This is a genomic window from Halomonas sp. IOP_14 (genome assembly GCF_021021315.1).
In the GTDB taxonomy this organism is placed as follows: domain Bacteria; phylum Pseudomonadota; class Gammaproteobacteria; order Pseudomonadales; family Halomonadaceae; genus Vreelandella; species Vreelandella titanicae.
In genome coordinates this window covers 142,106-161,306 of sequence record NZ_JAINWD010000013.1, presented here as the reverse complement: position 1 = coordinate 161,306, position 19,201 = coordinate 142,106, and the positions used below count along the sequence as shown (strand labels likewise).

The 19,201-nt window shown below is 56.3% G+C and carries 18 protein-coding genes; 12 read left to right on the top strand and 6 right to left on the bottom strand.

Features of this window, described 5'->3' with window-relative positions; genetic code table 11:
* Positions 1–587, top strand: a 587-nt coding sequence (locus tag K7H09_RS11980) for a DUF808 family protein (RefSeq protein ID WP_230804799.1), incomplete at its 5' end; no start/stop codon positions are given.
* Positions 588–939: 352 nt separating this feature from the next.
* Here K7H09_RS11980 and K7H09_RS11975 read toward each other — a convergent pair.
* Positions 940–1,248 (bottom strand): hypothetical protein, encoded by a 309-nt coding sequence (locus tag K7H09_RS11975; RefSeq protein WP_230804798.1) that lies wholly within the window; start codon positions 1,246–1,248, stop codon positions 940–942.
* A 383-nt stretch (positions 1,249–1,631) separates the two neighbouring features.
* Positions 1,632–1,937 (bottom strand): hypothetical protein, encoded by a 306-nt coding sequence (locus K7H09_RS11970; RefSeq protein ID WP_022519785.1) that lies wholly within the window; start codon positions 1,935–1,937, stop codon positions 1,632–1,634.
* Between the two features lie 110 nt (positions 1,938–2,047).
* On the opposite strand from K7H09_RS11970, the gene K7H09_RS11965 reads away from it, so the two are divergent.
* The 7 genes from K7H09_RS11965 (at position 2,048) to K7H09_RS11935 (ending at position 8,473) form a co-directional block, all read left to right on the top strand.
* Positions 2,048–2,302 carry a FitA-like ribbon-helix-helix domain-containing protein gene (locus K7H09_RS11965; RefSeq protein WP_022519784.1) on the top strand — a complete coding sequence of 85 codons (255 nt, stop codon included), beginning with the start codon at positions 2,048–2,050 and terminating at the stop codon, positions 2,300–2,302.
* Positions 2,299–2,715 carry a type II toxin-antitoxin system VapC family toxin gene (locus K7H09_RS11960; RefSeq protein ID WP_022519783.1) on the top strand — a complete coding sequence of 139 codons (417 nt, stop codon included), beginning with the start codon at positions 2,299–2,301 and terminating at the stop codon, positions 2,713–2,715. The genes K7H09_RS11965 and K7H09_RS11960 overlap by 4 nt, the downstream gene beginning before the upstream one ends.
* A gap of 539 nt (positions 2,716–3,254) precedes the next feature.
* A complete protein-coding gene (locus K7H09_RS11955) occupies positions 3,255–4,265 on the top strand; it encodes a TRAP transporter substrate-binding protein (RefSeq protein WP_035576900.1) in 1,011 nt (336 codons plus the stop codon).
* 84 nt (positions 4,266–4,349) lie between these two features.
* Positions 4,350–4,853 carry a TRAP transporter small permease gene (locus tag K7H09_RS11950; RefSeq protein ID WP_230804797.1) on the top strand — a complete coding sequence of 168 codons (504 nt, stop codon included), beginning with the start codon at positions 4,350–4,352 and terminating at the stop codon, positions 4,851–4,853.
* A gap of 4 nt (positions 4,854–4,857) precedes the next feature.
* On the top strand, positions 4,858–6,138 hold the full coding sequence (locus tag K7H09_RS11945) for a TRAP transporter large permease (protein ID WP_230804796.1): 1,281 nt from the start codon (positions 4,858–4,860) through the stop codon (positions 6,136–6,138).
* A 24-nt stretch (positions 6,139–6,162) separates the two neighbouring features.
* Positions 6,163–7,761, top strand: a complete 1,599-nt coding sequence (ggt, locus tag K7H09_RS11940; RefSeq protein WP_230804794.1) for a gamma-glutamyltransferase — start codon at positions 6,163–6,165, stop codon at positions 7,759–7,761.
* 25 nt (positions 7,762–7,786) lie between these two features.
* A complete protein-coding gene (locus K7H09_RS11935) occupies positions 7,787–8,473 on the top strand; it encodes a TetR/AcrR family transcriptional regulator (protein WP_230804792.1) in 687 nt (228 codons plus the stop codon).
* Positions 8,474–8,510: 37 nt separating this feature from the next.
* Here K7H09_RS11935 and K7H09_RS11930 read toward each other — a convergent pair whose 3' ends face one another.
* Positions 8,511–9,350, bottom strand: a complete 840-nt coding sequence (locus tag K7H09_RS11930; RefSeq protein WP_022519735.1) for an AraC family transcriptional regulator — start codon at positions 9,348–9,350, stop codon at positions 8,511–8,513.
* 107 nt (positions 9,351–9,457) lie between these two features.
* On the opposite strand from K7H09_RS11930, the gene K7H09_RS11925 reads away from it, so the two are divergent.
* A complete protein-coding gene (locus K7H09_RS11925) occupies positions 9,458–10,267 on the top strand; it encodes a sulfite exporter TauE/SafE family protein (protein WP_230804790.1) in 810 nt (269 codons plus the stop codon).
* Between the two features lie 175 nt (positions 10,268–10,442).
* Complete coding sequence (locus tag K7H09_RS11920) at positions 10,443–11,036, top strand: MarR family winged helix-turn-helix transcriptional regulator (RefSeq protein ID WP_230804788.1); 594 nt, start codon at positions 10,443–10,445, stop codon at positions 11,034–11,036.
* Between the two features lie 15 nt (positions 11,037–11,051).
* Here the strand turns inward: K7H09_RS11920 and istB are convergent, their stop codons facing one another.
* Positions 11,052–11,858, bottom strand: a complete 807-nt coding sequence (istB, locus tag K7H09_RS11915; RefSeq protein WP_141224426.1) for an IS21-like element helper ATPase IstB — start codon at positions 11,856–11,858, stop codon at positions 11,052–11,054.
* Positions 11,855–13,036 carry an IS21 family transposase gene (gene istA, locus K7H09_RS11910; RefSeq protein ID WP_230804786.1) on the bottom strand — a complete coding sequence of 394 codons (1,182 nt, stop codon included), beginning with the start codon at positions 13,034–13,036 and terminating at the stop codon, positions 11,855–11,857. Before istA ends, istB begins: the two co-directional genes overlap by 4 nt.
* Before the next feature lie 69 nt (positions 13,037–13,105).
* Between istA and K7H09_RS11905 the strand changes: the two genes are divergently transcribed.
* Positions 13,106–13,513 (top strand): GNAT family N-acetyltransferase, encoded by a 408-nt coding sequence (locus tag K7H09_RS11905; protein ID WP_230804784.1) that lies wholly within the window; start codon positions 13,106–13,108, stop codon positions 13,511–13,513.
* Positions 13,514–14,264: 751 nt separating this feature from the next.
* Positions 14,265–17,411 carry an ATP-binding protein gene (locus tag K7H09_RS11900; protein ID WP_230804782.1) on the top strand — a complete coding sequence of 1,049 codons (3,147 nt, stop codon included), beginning with the start codon at positions 14,265–14,267 and terminating at the stop codon, positions 17,409–17,411.
* Between the two features lie 16 nt (positions 17,412–17,427).
* Here the strand turns inward: K7H09_RS11900 and K7H09_RS11895 are convergent, their stop codons facing one another.
* A complete protein-coding gene (locus K7H09_RS11895) occupies positions 17,428–19,059 on the bottom strand; it encodes an FAD-dependent oxidoreductase (protein WP_230804780.1) in 1,632 nt (543 codons plus the stop codon).
* Between the last annotated feature and the right edge of the window lie 142 nt (positions 19,060–19,201).

Below are 19,201 nucleotides of genomic sequence, written 5' to 3'. Positions count from 1 at the left end.
ATGACGACGACAAACCAGCGGTAGAAAAGGGACCGGAGGCCGAGAAACAGATCGTGGGTGGCGCTATTCGTACCGACCTGATTCTGTCCGCCGAAATCATGGTGATCGCGCTTTCAACAGTGTCCCATCAAGGGTTCTGGTCGCAGATGGTTAGCCTGGTGGTGGTCGCGTTTGTCATCACACTTCTGGTGTATGGAGTAGTGGCGCTGTTGGTCAGGATGGATGATATCGGCCTGAGGCTCGCCCAGCGGGATAGTTCGGGCGTGCAGACACTGGGCCGTGGCCTGGTGACAGCCATGCCTAAGGTGCTAGCGACCATCTCGGTCGTGGGTACTGTCGCCATGCTCTGGGTGGGTGGGCATATACTGATGGCCAATCTAGGTGCCGATGGTACGGGTTGGTTCAACGCTCCCTATGAGTGGGTACACCATATTGAGCTTGGCATTAGCGAGGCAACCGGTGCCCTGGGCGGCACGCTGGGCTGGAGCTTCAATACACTGTGCTCTGCGGTGATTGGCTTTTTGGTGGGCTCGGTAGTGGTGGGCGTGGTGCACCTACTTCCTGTTAAGAAGGCGCATGTCGAGTAAGGTTTACGCCGGGTGTTTCCGGTGGAGCTTTCTAACGGCTCAGAGCGCTGCTATGGCCGGATCATTGAACTCTGTTGGCTGTCCCTCTCGTCAGGCCTGAGCACCGCACAGGAGCAAGAGGTTGGGGCAACTTCGATAGCTCACCCACTGTCATTGGTCGCGCAAATGATCGTCAACCTTATCAGGACGGGCGACGAAGAGGCTGATCTTGTCCCGAGAGAATATGGTGGAAGTTTCGAGGGGTAAAAGGGCCACTAAAGCAGCGGCATAGAAAAGCGCTGCGTGAGGAGGGGCATGGGGTTTGTGCGCAATCACTTTACTGCTGAAAAGATCGTGAACAGGTTCTAAGGGGTCAGTCAGAGACGCCCTCGCAGTTGTCGTGATTCAGCGGAGCATCGGTACCCAACACTAGGCGCTTGGTGGCGTGATTGTAGTAGAAACGACCGGACTCGGCGCTTGAAAGCTCATAGTCGCCGCACACCCCATAGCCCTTATTGACTTGCGTCAAGTGGGAAATTTCGGCCGGTGCCTGGCTGTCGAGGCGTTCAGATATAGTCGCGGCGATGTGGGCATCACGCTGGGCCTCAGAATAGGCCTGGTTACCGAATACCAGGCCAGCAACGACGAAAATGGCGACGACGGGAATCCATAGGTTATGCATAGAGTGTCCAGTGAGAGGATATAAAAGTGCATGAATTCGGTAGAAAAATTATTTAGCTGGATAATAACTTTTTGCCCATCCGATTTCATTGGTTAGCGAGTAGTTGGTTTACACAAGGATCCGCGCCAACCTTACGACACTAAACTGCTTTATGTAGTGGTTCACTGATTCCGGACACCCATCGCCTCAGCACGATGCTATTGTCCTATACACACGTCAAGGCGCACCTCAGCGCCCAGGCAGCGAGGCATTATTGGGTTGGCTGCGTGAGGTGTAGAGTGATGAGCAGATTGCTGAAGCGATAGGCTTGGCGCTAGATGAAGTGGCAAAGCTGCGCACTGAAGGTCAGCGCTGATCCGTGCTTTCATTTACGTATTCCCGCTTCACACATAAAACGAAAGGGCAGTCCAAGTGACTGCCCTTTCTGTATTTGGCTGCTGAGGATGGCAGACATTCCCCATGCCATGAAATAACCTGATGCAATGGTTCATAGTCAGTAATGAATAGCCGTTTTGGCGGATCAGTAGTACCCGCTCAGCAAAGAAGCCGGTGTGACCATAATCTGATTGTCTTTTGGCCACAAAAGCAGCCTCTTGACCAAATATGTCAGCAATTGGTGCGGGAGTGTTCTCCACGGGATTAGTTATGCAGGCATCGCTTTGCGGTTGCAAAATATCCTTAAAGTACACGTTACTTCTGAAAAGCAGAGTTGCAAGTGCTTTCCTTTTGCATCCAGTATACTATACTGAATGCAGTTGGAGCGCAGCTGCGCTTACCACATGCAATAGGAGTTTGGGCTATGGGCATGATGACTATTAGAAGCATTCCTGACGAAGTACACAATGCACTAAAAGCGCGAGCCAAGCAGAATCACCGCAGCGCCGAGGCTGAGGTGCGGGCCATCCTGGAAGAGATCACACGGCCAGAAAGTCGCCTCAAAATGGGTGATGCCCTGGCTGATTTGGGTCGCAAGATCGGGTTGACCAATGAAGACGTAGCGGTCTTTGAAAAGGTGCGTGACAAGACGCCTGCTGAACCGATGAGGTTTGAATGATCGTTCTGGATACCAATGTCGTTTCCGAGGCGATGAAACCCGAGCCTGATCCAGCCGTCAGAGCTTGGCTTAATGAGCAGTCGGCTGAAACGTTATACCTGTCTAGTGTCACACTTGCAGAGTTGTTATTTGGTATTGCGGCGCTGCCCAACGGGAAGCGCAAGGACATGTTGAGCGAGACCTTGGGCGGCCTTGTGGAGTTGTTCAGAGGGCGGATTTTGTCCTTTGACGTTGACGCCGCTCGCAAGTATGCAGAGCTAGCCGTGACAGCCAGAACCGCCGGGCGTGGTTTTCCTGTGCCGGATGGCTACATTGCTGCTATTGCCGTATCACAAGGCTATCAAGTCGCCTCCAGAGATATGGCTCCTTTTGAGGCAGCCAATGTGGACGTCATTAACCCTTTTGAAGCCTAACTGGTGCGGTCTGCTGGGCACTTTAATTGCTTAACCCATTCTTCTTACCCCAACATACCCTCCGACTAGCCCATGAGCCGAATATAAACCTTATTCGGCTCATAAGATGATCTGAATAGATGATGCAATCGGCTCATGTATATTTGGGAATAGCACCACTGGCCGTCTTTTTAACGGAGTAACTGCGCGCTGCCTCAAAGCCTTCAAGTAGCGCGCTCTGTTCGACCCCCAAGCCCTCGATGCAAAAGCTGTTCAAAAACTGCCGGGCGGCAAAGAGCTTCCGGCCCGATCCTGCCAAGAATTGACTAAGAGGACGATGGCTTGATGGGTGGCATCAGGCCCCGAATAAATTCGCACCATATTGAGTCCTTCAGCACAAAGTTGGTGCGAATTTATGCGTCGGTACGCTCAACAACCCGCAGAATCTCTCATTTTTCAAGGTGGCATGATAATTGCTATTTCTTTAAGTAAGTAAATAGTTACTTAGCTCGCTCCATGAAGAGTGTTTTCTGAATGGGCGCAATGGCAAGGATCACACCATGAAAAAGCAATTTAAGAATATGAAGCTGAAGGCTCTCGCTTGTAGTTTCGCGTTGGGTGCTTTGGCACATACTGGTATGGCAAGCGCCGATATTAATATCAAGTTTCACCATGATTTGCCTGAAGATAGCGCACAGCACCTGGCGGCTGAGCGCTTCAGGGACATGGTGGCTGAGCGTAGTGGTGGTGAGATTTCAGTAGAAATTTTCCCTAATAACACACTCGGTGATGATGTCGAAGTCACCCAACAGTTGCAGATGGGGGCTGTGGAAGCAGCGATTATTCCGACCGCCAAGTTATCGGGCTTCGTTCCCGCCATGCAGATCGTCGATCTGCCTTTCTTGTTCCCTTCTCCCGATATCGCCCACACCGTTCTTGATGGGCAGGCCGGTGATGATCTATTGGCGACTGTGGAACAGGTGGGTCTGAAGGGGGTTACTTTTTGGGAAAGTGGTTTCAAGCAATTTACCTGTGACCAGCCCGTTAATGGCCCGGAGGATTTCGCAGGCCAAAAGGTACGCGTGATGCAAAGCCCTATCATCATGGAACAGTTTAAAGCGATGGGCGCTAACCCGGTACCGATTGCCTTCGGTGAAACTTACAACGCGCTGCAGCAACGCATTGTCGACTGCCAGGAAAATCCGCTGGTATCGATTACACAAATGAAATTTTATGAAGTGCAGTCGGATGTGGTTATCAGCAACCACGCTTATCTAGCCTATGCATTTCTGTTTAGCCAGAGTTGGTTCGATAGCTTAAGCCCTGAGAATCAGGCGCTATTGACGGACGCTGCACGTGAAACCACCGCATTCCAGCGTGAAGAAACCGCCCGCCGTGAAACGGGCTACATTGCCACTATCGAAGCAAGTGGCACTAACGTGAGCACACTGGATGATGCCCAACTGACGGCTTTCAGAGAGTCGACAGCGTCGGTGCACGATGAGTTTGCCAATGAAATTGGCGCAGATCTAATGGCGGAATTCCAGCAAGCCATTGCTGATGCCGAATAGTAGCGCGTAACCCATTAAAGGGCTGATCGGTGATCCCGATAGCCCTTTCCTTCCCCATTGTTTTCATCGCTGGTGGAGTCCGCTATGCGCAAACTTGATCGCCTAATATCGCGTGCCGAGGAGGTTTTGATTGGCCTGCTGATTTTGTCCGCCTCGTTCATTCTTTTCGCCAACGTCATTGCACGCTACGTGTTTAACGATGGTTTTGCATGGGCTGAGGAGCTGGTGCGTTACCAAATTGTATGGATGGTGCTGCTTGGCGCGAGCGTTGCTGCACGGCAAGGGATTCATATTGGGATCGATATTCTACGCAGGTTTAGTCCTCCCCTCATGGCGAAATGGATAGAGTTGCTAGTTCATGCGGTTTCTATCGCTTTTTGCCTTTTCCTGGTGGTTTACGGTTTCCAGTTAACCGAGCAAACCCATCGGTTTGGTCAGGTGAGTTCTGCTCTACAAGCGCCCATGTGGATCGTTCAGTTGGCCATTCCGGTGGGCGCTCTTTTAATGGGTATTCGCTTTACCCAGCATTTCTTCCAGACGTTGCTTGGTCGAGAGCAAGCCTCTGCCCACCTTGATCAAATTGGATAAGAATATGGTCATCACATTCCTGGTGCTATTAGCTGTTTTGATGTTAGTGGGAACGCCCATCTTTATTGCATTGGCGGGTTCCGTCACGGTGGCGATGGGGAGCTTTAGCCATATTCCATTGGCGATCGTGGCTGAGCGATTGTTTGCCGGGTTGGATAAGTTCCCATTGATGGCGATACCCTTTTTTATTCTCACCGGTAGCTTGATGAGCGCGGGTGGGTTATCGCAGCGTATCATCCGCTTGGCCAACTTGTTGGTAGGACGCTTTACCGGTGGTATGGGGATGACGGCGGTATCAGCGAGTATGTTTTTTGGCGCTATTTCCGGATCTAGCCCGGCCACGGTGGTTTCGGTGGGCTCATTGCTCTATCCGGCCATGCGCAAGGAAGGATATTCCGGTCAATTTTCGATTGGCGTGCTGGTGTCTGCCGGTTCATTGGGCATCATCATTCCCCCTTCGGTTGTAATGATCGTCTACGCGGCTGTCACTGGGGTGTCCGTGGGTGCGCTGTTCATGGCGGGGGTGGGAGCCGGTTTATTATATGCAGCATGCTTATTGCCTTACTGTTGGTACCGCGCCAAAAAGGACGGTGTCACCCCCATGAAACCGCCCAGTTGGGGCGAGGTGTTAGCAGGATTCAAAGATGCTTCGTGGGGGTTGGGTGTGCCTCTCGTCGTCTTGGGTGGGATTTATCTGGGTATCTTTACGCCCACTGAAGCCGCCGCTGTATCAGTGGTATATGCCCTGTTGGTCTCAGCCCTGATTTATCGTGAGAAGAGCTTTGCAGAGCTATTCCAAAGCATGATTGAAGCGGCGACCACAACGGCTCAGGTAATGATTATTCTCGCTGCTGCCTCGGTTCTGGCGTGGTTTCTTTCCAGTAATGGGCTAGCGGCCATGTTGGCCAACGCTATCCTGTCGTTATCCGAGAATCCGTACCATATCTTCCTGCTGATCAATGTGACGGTACTGATTGCCGGCATGTTCCTCGATGCTTCCTCCATCATGGTGATTCTCGCCCCCCTGTTTTACACCGTGGGTATGCGCGTTGGTATTGACCCTGTCCACCTAGGGGCAGTACTGACCGTGAATGGGGCGATTGGTATGTTTACGCCGCCATTTGGCCTCAACCTGTTTGTGGCGGGCACTATCAACGGCGTCGATTACGTCCAGGCGGTACGTGGTGCCTTGCCCTTTATTGGCATTGCGCTGTTTGCCTTGATTTTGCTGACCTATATTCCTGCGATCAGTATGTGGCTACCCAGTGTGGTGTATGGCGGCTAAACAGCCAGAATAAGGATGGTAGCAATGTCTATTAGTTTAACTTCATCAGCGCTGGCGCATTCCCATGAGGGGGTGGTGACCAGTCCACATACGTTGGCAACAGAGGCGGGTCGTGAGGTACTTCGTCAAGGAGGCAATGCGGTTGAGGCTGCCATCACCATGGGGGCTTGTCTGTCAGTGACGTATCCGCATTTTACCGGGCTTGGCGGCGATGCCTTCATGATCATTGCGGATGCAAACGGTGGCGTGCAAACCCTGTCAGGCATTGGTCAGGCGCCAAAAGCCAACCTGAAATTATCTGGCAAGCTCCCTGCGAGAGGGCCAGGTTCCATGTTAACGACGGCTGCCACGGTCGATACCTGGGGGCAGGCGCATGAGATTTCCCGTCAGAGCTGTGGCGGAAAAATGGGCTGGGCAGCGCTGTTAGAACCAGCGATACAGCTAGCGAAAGAAGGCTTTCCCGTGACGCCATCGCAGCGCTTTTGGCTTGATTTTCGCAGCGATGACCTGTCGATGATGCCCAGCGTACGAGAGCTCTTTATGTCAGGCGGGAAGATTCCCCGTGACGGTGAACAGCTGTGCCAGCCACAGCTGGCCGCCTCGCTGCAGTCCATTGCAACCCACGGCTACCGGGACTTCTATGAAGGGCAGTTGGGGGCGAAAATTGCCGCGGGACTGGCAGCGGCAGGGTCTCCACTCACCGGCGCTGATCTGGCGGCTACCCGAGCACGAATAGAAACGCCGCTGTCGGTGCCCTATCGGGGTGGCGAGCTGCTGGCCCATCGCCCCCCAACCCAGGGTATGACGACACTAGAGATAATGGGTATCCTGGCGCGTTTTGACCTCTCCAGGATCAAAGAAGGCAGCGCCGATTATTACCACCTGCTGGTGGAGGCGGTAAAGCGTGCTTTCCTGGATCGTAATAGCTACCTGGCTGATCCCGACTTCGCGTCGGTGCCTTGTGAAAAGTTGCTATCGCCTGCCCATCTTGATGCTGAAGCGGCAAAAGTGGAGGCGGGGAAAGCATTGGATTGGCCCTTCGCTTATCAGCATGGCGATACGGTTTATCTAGCGGCAGCTGATCGTTTCGGTAATGCCGTCTCCATGCTGCAGACGATTTATTACGACTGGGGCAGTGGTGTCAGTGTCGGTGATACGGGGATTTTGTGGCATAACCGTGGTGCCGCGTTCAGTCTTGATCCTGCTCATCCGAATGTGATTGCCCCGGGAAAGCGTCCTTTTCATACCCTTAACCCGGGTATGTATCGTGTCGATGGAAAGCCTCGTTTACTTTACGGTACTCAAGGAGCAGATGGACAGCCGCAAACCCTCGCTGCCGTGCTGACGCGCTTGATAGACTATGGCATGGATCCGCTCAGTGCGCTTAAAGCTCCGCGCTTCCTACTGGGGCGAACCTTTTCCGATGGACGTGACACGCTAAAACTTGAGCAGGATGCGGGAGATGCTATTTTCGCTGAATTGACCCGGCGTGGTCATCAGATGAGCCCGCTACCCGCACAAAGTGCCCTGGCTGGCCACCCCGGCGCGGTCGTTATCGACCCTGCGAAAGGCTTTTACGCCGCTCATGACCCTCGCAGCGATGGCATCGCGTTAGGGCTATAGCACCAATAGAAACAAGGATGTGTACATGACAAAAAGCGATACGCTCGATGTGAAACAGAGTGCCCGTACCCGGGGAAAAACCCGCCGTAATGCTCATGAAACACGCGAGCGCCTGCTTCAAGCGGCGACTCAAGAGTTTTCCGAGCGCGGCTACGATGGTGCTCGCATGGAACGTATCGTGCGTGCAGCCGATTGTAATGTGCGCATGGTGTATCACTACTTCGATGACAAGGAAGGTCTTTACCTGACTGTTCTCGAACGAGTCTATGAGGAGTTGCGCGCCAAGGAGCAGGCACTCAATTTAAGCTATCTCGAGCCCGTTGCAGGTATGCGCGCGCTGGTCGAATTCACCTTCGATCATATGGCCGAGCATCCCGAGTTCACCAGCCTGGTGCGCAATGAGAACTTGCTGGGTGGGCGCATGCTGCGCAAATCGAGCAAAGTCGTCCAGCAAACGACGCCGCTCGTAGGCATGATCCGGGATACCCTAAAGCGAGGGGAAGCAGCAGGGTTATTTCGCTCGGCTGTAGACCCTACCCAGCTCTACATTTCTATTCTTTCGCTATCAATCATTCACATCAATCAACGCGACACGCTATCCATCATCTTCGAGCAGGATCTGGCTGACCCGGATTGGTTGATTGAGCGGCGTGCCCATGCGGTCGAGGTAATACTTTCCTATCTATGTGTTGAGTCCCGGGTGATTAAATAAGCGACAAGGACTATCTGCAGGGCTCCGAATACCTCATCTACTTGCCCATCTGCTGCATAAATTTACGACAGCAAACCAAGCCAGAACCGCCGCCTTCCTCCGGCGGGCGACTAGCCGCCCGAACAAAAGCGCTGGGAGATTGACCGAGCACCTTGCGAAACATACTGGAGAAAGCGGCTGGGCTGTCGTAGCCGAGTTCCAGTGCGGTTCGGGTAACGGAACTGCCAGACAGCAGCCTGGGAATTGCTGCCATCAGGCAGGCCTGTTGGCGCCATCGGCCAAAAGAGAGTCCAGTCTGCTGACGGAACAGGCGATTGAAGGTGCGCTGACTGCAATGTAACTGCCGCGCCCACTCCTCAGGAAGAGTGTGAATGCTCGGCTGGCCGAGGAACTCTCTGCACAGGCGGGCGAGCGGAAGGTCATGGGGCAGGGGGGCAAACAGTGGCAGGGCCTGAGCCTGTTCCAGCTCGTATAGGAGTAGTTGCGCCAGGGCACCGTCGCGGCCGTTTTCGTCATAGAGCGCGGGGATGTGGGCGGAAGCCAGCAACAGGTGATGCAGGAGAGGCGTCACGACTAGCACCTCGCAGTTGCGCGATGTGCGTGGCGCAACGTGGGGCTCGATATACAGGCTTCGGGTGCTCACCCCGTTCATGCGCACTTGGTGGCGCTTGCCCGCAGGTAGCCAGACGCCGCTGAATGGCGGCACCATCCAGGTGCCATCATCCGTATTAACTTCCATCACGCCGGTCATGCCATAGAGAAACTGGGCACGGCGATGGGTATGAAAGTCGAGGAGGGTGCCGGGGCGGTAGTCAGTGCCGATGGCCACCACGGGCCGTGCTACATGATCCACATCTGAAAGAGGCGTATTGAGCATTAGCGTTAACCTGGCTGAAATGCGTTGATGGTTGTCCGAATGACGAATGTCAGCCAATCCTCGCCAGCATATAGTGCCTGCTGTTTGGTTTCATCAGGAGAGTGCCGGTGTATAGCGTATTGCTGCTTTGTGGCGGGTTGGCGGGAGTGACTACCGTGTTGTTCGGTTTCGGTGGTGGGTTTGTGGTGGTTCCCTTGCTGTATACCCTGCTGATTTCCGCCCATGGGCCGGATAGTGGTATCGGTCAGGCGGCCATGCATATCGCGGTAGCCACCTCGACGGCGTTGATGGTATTTGCTGCTTCCCTGTCCACATGGCGCCACCATCTACGGCAGACCGTGCAGTGGCACCTGGTGCGTCCGCTGGTCGGCTATATCGCCGTGGGCGCCGTGCTTGGCGCGGCGGCTGCCGTGTCGTTGAGCGGGGAGTGGGTGCGCTGGGCGTTTATCGGCTATCTGGGTATTACGATTGCGGATGCTATTCTGCGACCCGGTTTTCTGCATCAGGCGGGGAGTGATGTGCGTCTTATGGGGCGTGGGGTAACGGCGATGACGGGGACATTGATTGGTGCGGTGGCCGCCTTGCTGGGCGTTGGCGGCAGCGTGATGACCGTACCGCTCATGCGCCGTAGAGGCGCGAGTATGACGGCAGCTACTGCCATGGCCAATCCGTTGTCGTTGCCCATGGCGGTGAGTGGCACCGCGACGTATGTGTTGCTGTCGGCAAATCACCCAGCGTTGGGGGACTGGTATGCCGGTTATGTGGATCTGCGCGCCTTGCTGGTACTCGCAGTGGGCTCATGGCTCGGAATCCGCCTGGCATCGACCTGGATCGGACGCATTCCTGACCGTCTTCATGCCAGGGTGTACCTGCTATTGCTGACCATGGTGCTTGTGGTGATGGTTTTTGTTCATTGAGTGTTGCTTGCTTGGGAGATGTCTGTTTGGGAGATGTGTGGCGCTTGATATTCAGGTCGTCGCGCAGTCGAGTGAGCTTCGTTTATTTTGTCAGTAGTTTCTTATGAGATCTTGTTGACATAGTTGCCAAAAGCAATTAATTATGTGCTTAAGGCAACTAATTGGAGGCCTCTTCATGGCCGCAGAACAACGCTTGCATGAGCGAGCCGGAACGGTGCGAAGCTTTAACCGTTTCTACACGCGTCAGATCGGTGTGCTGCACGAGCATCTGCTGGAAAGCCCATTCTCGCTAACGGAGGTTCGCATTCTGTATGAGCTGGCGCATCGGCCGATGCTTACCAGCTCAGATATTTGCCGGGAGCTGGGGCTCAATGCTGGTTACGTGAGCCGGGTGCTGAAAGGCTTCGAGAAGAAGGGGCTCATCACCAGGATTCCCTTGCCCTCCGATCGCCGGGCGGCGCAACTGCAATTGACTGATCATGGGCGGGAAACTTACCTGCCGTTGAGTGATGCATCGCAGCGCGAAGTTGTTGCCATGCTCAAGGGGCTTTCGGAGCCTGAGCAAAACCAGTTGATCGAGGCGATGCATCAAATTGAGAGCCTGCTTGGCGATACAGATTCGAGTTACATGCTGCGCGACCCGCAGCCGGGCGATATGGGATGGATCGTCCATCGGCAGGCGGTTCTATATGCCCAGGAGTACGGCTGGAACAGTGAATATGAAGCACTGTCGACGCCAATGACGTTTGTCCGCCTTTCATCACTCTAGATTGTCCCGTTTTTATCAGTGCTCTTTTATCGGAACGGCGTCAGGTTCGTTTGAGGTGGTGTCCTCCTTCGTCGTCGGTGTCGTCACTAAGCCAGCACGTCGTTTGTCCTTCAGTCGATAGCTCTCGCCTTTGATGTTCAGGGTGGTCGAGTGATGCAGTAGCCGATCCAAGATAGCCGTGGCAATGACCTGGTCGCCAAAGATCTCGCCCCAGTCCATGAACGATTTGTTCGAGGTGAGGATCGTACTGGCCCGCTCGTAACGCCGGTTGATCAAGCGGAAGAACAGACTGGCTTCTTCGCGCGTCATCGGCAGGTAGCCCATCTCGTCCAGTACCAGCACCTTCGGGTACGTCAGTTGCTGGAGCTGTCGATCCAGGCGGTTTTCCTGGCGGGCACGCATCAGCGTGCTGACCAGCCGGTCTAACGTCATGAACAGCACCCGGTGGCCGGCTTCTGCCGCCTTCACCGCCAACGCCACGGCGAGGTGCGTCTTCCCGACGCCAGGCGGCCCGAGCAGCACGACATTTTCACTACGCTCGACAAAGCCCAGGCCAGCCAGCTCACGCACGATCTTGTGGTCGATGCTGGGCTGGAAGCTAAAGTCGAACTGCTCCAGGGTCTTGATCCACGGCAGTCGGGCCTGCTTCAGACGGGACTCCAGGCCCTTCTGATGACGCCCGCCCCATTCCTGCAACAGGGCCTGTTCCAAGAACTCGCGGTAGTTCAGGTCTTGCTTACTGGCGTGCTCACAGAGGCTGTCGAGCGACGCCTGAAGGTGCTCCATCTTCAGGCGATCAAGTAGCTGTTCCAGGGCCATCACAGCACCTCCTCGTAGACGCTCAGGTCACGCTGCTGCACGGAGAGCGTCTGCTGCCACAGGGCAGCATGATGTTCCGGCACGGTGTGCCAACCTGCTTGCGGGGCCTGTAGGCGGTGATAGGCGATGGAGTCACCGGCGGCGGTGTACACCGTTAGCTCATCGTCCAGGCTGAGCCGGATCACCACCGCCTGGCCGCAATAGCCGTCGGGCACGCTGTAGCGGTTGCCACGGACTTCGATGTAGCCGTCCCAGCCGACCTGGCGAAGGTCGTGGTAGCGGGTATCGAAGTCGGTTGCCGGGAGCCCCTGGAGGGCCTCCGCTTCGGCGGCAAAGCGCTCTGTCGGGGTTTGCCGGAACTGCCGCAGTGGCCGCTGATCGGCCACGCGCTCCAGCCACAGCTGGAGCAGCTGGTTCAAGTGGGCGTAGCTCTCGAACTGGCGATAGCGCTGGAAGAAGTGCTGCTTTACGTAGCCCACCATACGCTCGGTCTTGCCCTTGGTGCGCGGGCGCTGCGGGCGGCACGCCTTGGGCGCGAAGCTGTAATGGTTGGCCAGTTGCAGGAAGCCAGCGTTGAAGATCACGCGGTGGTCCCGGTCATGCTTGAGCACAGCAGCCTTCTGATTATCGACCAGTACGGTGCGCGGTACGCCGCCAAAATAACGGAAGGCCTGTACCAGCGCCTCGTAGGTATGCTCGGCATCTTGGCTAGGGGCCGCCCAGGCATGGAACCGCCGTGAGTAGCCCAAGGTATTAACCGCAAAATTGACCTTGCAGCGCTGACTAGCCACAACGGTCTCGGTCTCGCCCCAGTCATGTTGGAGCTGGAAACCAGGCGGGGTCTCGAAGCGGACGGTCTGCTTGCTGGGCCGCAACGACCGCTTGGGCTGGATATAGCGTCGCACCATGGTGCTGCCACCGGTGTAGCCCTGTTCACGGATCAGTTGGAAGATCACTTCGGCGTTCCAGACATTATCGGCCAGCAACTGATCGATGACGGGTTTGAAGGGATCCAGCTTGCTTGCTCGCAGCTTGGTCGGCCGCCCGGTGGGCGCCTCCTCACGGGCTAGATGGCGCCGCACGGTGCGTTCACAACAGCCAATCTGGTGCGCAATGTCCACGAGATGGGCGCCTCGCTGGTGAAGTTGCTTTATCATGAGAAAGTCCTCTCGGCTTAGCATGGCGCGATCTCTTGTGGTTTGGTCACCAACAAGGAAAGGTCATGCGGGTCGGGGGGACAATCTATTTTGATGATTTACGGACTTATAGCACCGGCGTCGACAGCACTGACAGCAGACATCGTCGCCAAGTATCTGCGTGATTATGACCCGCAATGGGAACGGTGCTGGGTCGTCGAGAAGCAGGGAAGCATCGTTGGCTCTGTGTTCGTCGTTAGGGAGGACGAAGCGACCGCAAAGCTGCGGTTACTCTATGTCGATCCCTGCGCCCGGGGTCTTGGAATAGGTGGCCGTCTCGTCGATGAATGCCTAAGGTTCGCCCGTCAAGCTGGCTATAAAAAAATCATCTTGTGGACTAACAGCGTTCTTATTGGTGCGCGAAAAATCTATGAAAGGGCGGGTTTCGAACTGGTTGAGGAAACGCCCCATCACAGCTTCGGTAAGGATCTTGTCGGTCAGGTGTGGAGCCGTGAGCTGTAGTACCCACGTTGCGAAGCATCGCTCTGCCTAGGTAAAGGCCGTATGCCGGACAGCAGGGGGGCGAGCGCAAACCTTTAAATGATGTTGCTAATTTGCCACCGTGGCTCGGCAAGTTGTATGCGTTCAATGACCCAATCCACGAATGCCCGCACGTCAGCATATGTAAAATCTGCACGTAAAGAACGTAAATCATCTTATGCGATACGCCGATTTCCTGGACTGGCCTGGAAGGCCCCTGAATAACCAGGATTACCTCCAGAATGGACAGCACCAGTGGGAGCCAGCCGAGAAGATAAATCGTGTAGTAACGGCCTTCAGTACCATCAAAATCATAGGCAATAACAAACGGGGTGAGTCTTTTGGCTATCTAATTGCCTCTTTAATGTTGGTTTTAACGCTACGCATGACCGTCAGCCATAGCTGCATCAAGCTTTTTCTGCTACTGATTCTATTCTACCAAATTCCAATTAGTATCTGGCTATATTATGAGCCGAATATAAACCATAATCGGCTCATCCTGTGAGCTGAATGGGCGAGGTGGTAGGTCTATGTATTTCTGCTCATCTTTCCTCAAAACTAGTGCCGCCTGCTCTGCACTAGCTCGTAATCTGCTAGGCTTAGTTCCATCTAATACTAAAAAACCATAGGCTTGCACAAAAGCTAGCCAGTCTTTGCACGCCGATTTTTCATGTAAAGCGTGATGCAGTGCCATGGTCGACATTTCCCGCGTGTTCGAGAAAGGAAGGCAATCATGATCGCTCCCCAAGATGGGCGTTTGCGGCTGGATCGCCAGCGCTTGAAGCAGCACCGCAAACGGCTGGGCTTTAGTCAGGAGGCGCTGGCCGAGTACTGCTTCGACCAGCGCCTATGCGTTTCTATTGCTTCGATTAAACGGGCCGAGAGTGGGCGGGCGGTGCTTTATCGCACCGCTCGCCACTTGGCTGAGATCTACGGCGTCGAGGTTGAGGCGCTGTCAGTGGATGCGGAAGAGGCCGCCGCTGTGCCTGCCGCTGATAGCGAGGAGATGGAAAGCGCGCGTGTCTTGATCCAATTGCATGCCGTGGTGGCTGACCAGCCATCCCTGGCGACCTGGGTTCAGCATTTCGGCGGCAGCCTGGCGGAAGAAGGGACGGCCCTATTTGGGCTGCCCCGGGCTTACCGTAGCGATGCCCAGCGGGGCCTGTTGTGCGCCGCGACCCTGGTGGAACAGGGGGTGGCGAAGGTCGTATATCTCCAGGCTGGCCAATGGCCGTCCGCTACGCCCCCTTCGATAGCGGAGGAGCGGAGCGGTGTTTGGGTTGAGCGCGGGGTGGCGGTGCAGTTGGCGGAACGCTTTATCTTCGATGATGAAGGCGGGGATTGGCTGCGCTACCGCCATCCCCGAGACGAATCTCAGGAGGCCCGCTTCGAACTGGTGGGGCGCCGGGTGCAGTTGGGGCAGCTGCAGGCCATTTTAGAGAGTACCTGTGACTATCAGGCTGGCCATCTGATCTATATTCGCGGCGTGGCGGGCATCGGCAAGACGCGTCTCAGTGCCGAGTTTGCCGAGATGGCGGCGGCGCATGCCGATCATCATCAGGCCGAGGTGTTGGACTTCGGCACGCGTGCCGATGAAGGCCCGTTGATGCAGCTGACTCGTTCGCTGCTTCAAACGTCCGATGAGACGAAAGGTGAAACGATAGACGAAGCGAGCCTGCTCGCTCGCCTTTCGGCGCTGCGTTTGCCCGTGGATCATGCCATGCTGCTGCGCCCCTTGCTGGGGCTGGCTCAGCCAGAGGATGCGCAGCGTCTCTATGCGGCCATGACCCCGGAGACCCGCAGCCAGCGTTTGGTTCTGGCACTGCGCGACACTCTCCTGGCGCGGTCTATTCATCGCCCCCAATTGCTGGTGGTGGAAGACCTTCACTGGGCCGATGAGGCGCTGCTGGGAACCCTGACTGGGCTACTCCAGGAGACCCTGGAAGCGCCGGTGATCTGGCTGTTTACCTCACGCTTAGAGCAGGACCCACTAGAGACCCGTCTAAGGCCACAGTTGCCTGAGTCGCCGCTAACCCTGATCGAACTTCCTCCATTGCGCCCCCAAGAGGCCGAGGCCTTGGTAGCCAGCTTCGGAGCGGTTCCCACCGAGCATGCCTCCCGCCTTGTCACTCAGGCCCAGGGCAATCCGCTGTTTCTGACTCAACTGCTGCTGTTTCATCCCCACTGCAGCTTGCCAGCCAGCCTCGCTAATCTGGTACAGACCAAGCTGGATCAGCTCACCGACCTGGATCGTCGGGCCATGTGCGTCGCCGCCGTTATGGGGCAGCGCTTCTCGCTAGCGTTGCTGCAGGAAGTGGTGGGGCAGGCCGATTATCGACCTGAACTCCCCCAGCGCTACAGTTTGGTACGCCCGCTGGAAGAGGGGAGCTATCGCTTTGTGCATGACCTGATTCTACAGGGCATCTACGAAGGGATTCCAAAAATACAACGCGACCGCCTGCATCTCCGGCTGGCCGAGCTCTATGGTGAAACGGAACTGGGGCTACGTGCTCGCCATCTTCACCGTGCACGTTCCCTGGAAGCACCGAATGCGTTCCTGGAGGCGGTGGCAGCGGAAATGCTGCGTTATCGGCATGAGGAAGCCATGGCGCTGCTGAGACAATGCCGAGCCATCGATTATGCGCCGAAGGATGAGTACCGATTAGTGCTGCTGCAAGGCCAGGTGGCGATGGCGACCGGGCGCATCCAGGCGGCTCGCGAGCACTTCGAGACGGCGCGCACGTTCGCCCGAGAGGAGTGTCAGCGCATTACCGCGGATCTTTGGCTAGCCCGGGTGCTGAACATGCTCGATGCCCTAGAGGCAGAAGAAGCGATACTCGATGGGCTGTTGCCCCTGGCCGAGATGCTGAAAGACCCTTTGCCCCTAGCTGAAGTGCTTTATCTAAAAGGTAATCTCTATTTCCCCCGGGGCGATTTTGCCACCAGCCGGGCCTACCACACTCGGGCACTGGAGCAGTCCCGATTGGGTGGCGATGTGCATACCGAAATCCAGGCCCTGAGTGGGCTAGGCGATGCGCATTATGCCGAGGGGCAGATGCGCAGCACCTACGAGCTTTTCGACCACTGTGTGGCACTCTGCCGAACCCACGGCCACGCTGACCTAGAAGCCTCTAATTTGTTCATGCTGGGTACGGCTCGTCTTTATGCTAACGAGACCGAGGCGGCGTTGGCCGACTGTTTCGATGCTGCTGAGCTGGGCAAGCGTGTTGGCAATCGGCGTGCTGAAGTGGTGGCTCGGCTAACGGCGTCCTGGGTTCTGATTTCCCAGGGCAATCCCGATGCGGCCGACGAGCAGGTCACACAGGCGCTGGCAGTGGCTCGCGGCCTGGGGTCAGGGCGCTTCGAGGCCTTTCTGTTGGAGAGCCGTGCCCGTATCGAGCTGATCACCGGACGACAGGCTGAGGCGCGAGCCAGTATCGAGCGTGCTTGGCAGTTGGTGGAACAGCACCGTCTGACGGCCTTTATTGGCCCTTGGGTGCTCGGCACTCGGGCGCTGTTGGAAGAGGATCCAGAGGCTCGCTTGGAGACGCTGCAACAGGGTGAAGCGTTGCTGGATGCTGGCTGCGTGGGGCACAACGGCTACCGTTTTTTGGTCACGGCGGCGGAGGTTAGCTTGCTTGACCATCGCCCTTCCGCAGCCCGCCACTATGCTCAGCGCTTGACCCAGCTGATGGCGGCGGAGCCCTGTGCCTGGGGCGAGCATCACCGAGCGCTGATTGAGGCTCACGCTGTTTGGTTGGAGAGCTGCGAAGAGAACGGCGAGTCTAGCGCTCTGGAAGCTTTACGGGATTGCTGGCGCCAGGGCGAAGCGGCTGGTCTGCTGATGACGATGCCTTGTCTGGCTGCCAGCCGTTACTAGTCGTCGCGCGTTATCTTTACGTTGATCCGGTATCCCCCAGCAGCAGGGCGATGAGATGCTCTGACTGTTCCAGGCACTGCTCCTGAAGGCCCGCGCCGCGCGCCCAACCGCCAGCGAACAGCAGCGGGCATACGTTCTGGTTTCCCTCGTAGCGTCCTTGGGCGGTGGTTCGGTTATAGCGCTCGATTTCCGCTTGAGCTTCCAGGCAGTTGGCATCCAGTACATTGTGCTTGAACAGGGTCCAGGCTTTGGCTTCCAGAGCGCTGCCCAGTGGCGGCAAGCGGTCTCGGTAGCCAGCTTCGTTTGGATCGGTGGCTATGGAGTCGTTCAGGGGCGAAGGGCGCCGCTCGAGCATCTCGCGGTGGGGAATCTTGTTGAGATCATCCACCAGAGAGACGAAGTACTGCGGTAGGCCTGCCTGATTGTAATCACTGTTCTCTGCATCGTTCTGGTGGCGGTTGGCTACATAGTCGATACGGTAGGGGAAGAAGGTGTCTTCAGGGTTCCGTACTTCGATATTGTAGGTACGCCATAGGTTGCGATTGGGTGGCAGGCGGGCTGCAGCGGTGTGACAGACGCTGAAGCTGCGGGTGTAGCGCACCTTGCCAAGAATATGCTGAAGGCCTTGCTGGATCTCAGTCAGGCCGTCGCCAAAGGTCAGTATCGGCAGGGCATCTTCAGCATGGGTGGCCATGATTAGAATATCTGCCTGCCAGCGGCGTTCACCTGAAGCGGTACGCTCGGCTAGCGTTGCGCCTTGGGGCGAGAGCCTTGCCTCTACGTCGATGCCGCGCAGGATTTTGACTCTTGGGCCCTGAGTCTCGGGGTTGGCGATATAAGCGGCCAAGGCCTCAAGCCAGTGCTGGGAGCCATGCTCGAAGTAGCGGCGGTCCGGGGGCGAGCCACCTTCCTGAATGCGGTAATACTCGAAGGGAGCTTGGAGTGGCATACCGCCCGGGCCGCGATCGTCGGCGAAGTACATGGCCGATATGCGTGGATAGTAGATGGTGTGGCGGATGCGTTCCAGCCGAGCTGGCAGCGCCGGGTCCTGCCAGTCGATGGTGATTTTCAAATGATCCGCTGCGGCTGCCAGCATCTCGACGGGCGTGGCGACACAGCTGTCGAAGAAGTCATCTACCGTATAGTGGGGCGTAATGCGTCCACTCTCCACTAGGTCGATGGCGCTTTGATGCACCACGGTGATCAACGGCGCTAGCTTGCCCCCTTCGGCCTGATTTAGCTCGTGGGCGGGGTCGCTGACACCGCGGGCCAGGTCGCTATCATCGGTCAGGGCTATCGCTCCGTCACGGCTGAAGTAGCTCTCGGTATTCTCTAGCGGCTTCATGCGCTCTAGCTCGCCGATCTCGCTAAGCACCGTGCGCAGGCGATGATAGGTGGCCAAGTTGACATCATTGACCCCCAGGTCGGCCCAGCGCCGATAGGGCGACTCGGGCTTGCCCGGTTGCCGCCGATTGCCGAGGTCGACCCACACCGTTTCGGCGTTGCCGCCAAGCGTGGCTTTGCGCTCGAATAGGGTGATTTCTATCTGCTGGGCTGCTTTGCCACCGAGCTTCTGAAGGTAGTAGGCCAGTGACAGGCCAGAGACGCCGCCGCCGATAATGGCAACCCGAAGCGTTGAAGTGTCCATCGTTATTCTCCTTATGCAGTCGTTTGCTCCAGGATCTTCCAAGAGTTCGTTGCTGCCAAGGGCGCAAGAGAAGCTGATACCGAAGTGATCCGTTGTACTTCGTGTGGCTATTGTTAGCAATATTGGTGATGCCGAGCTGATG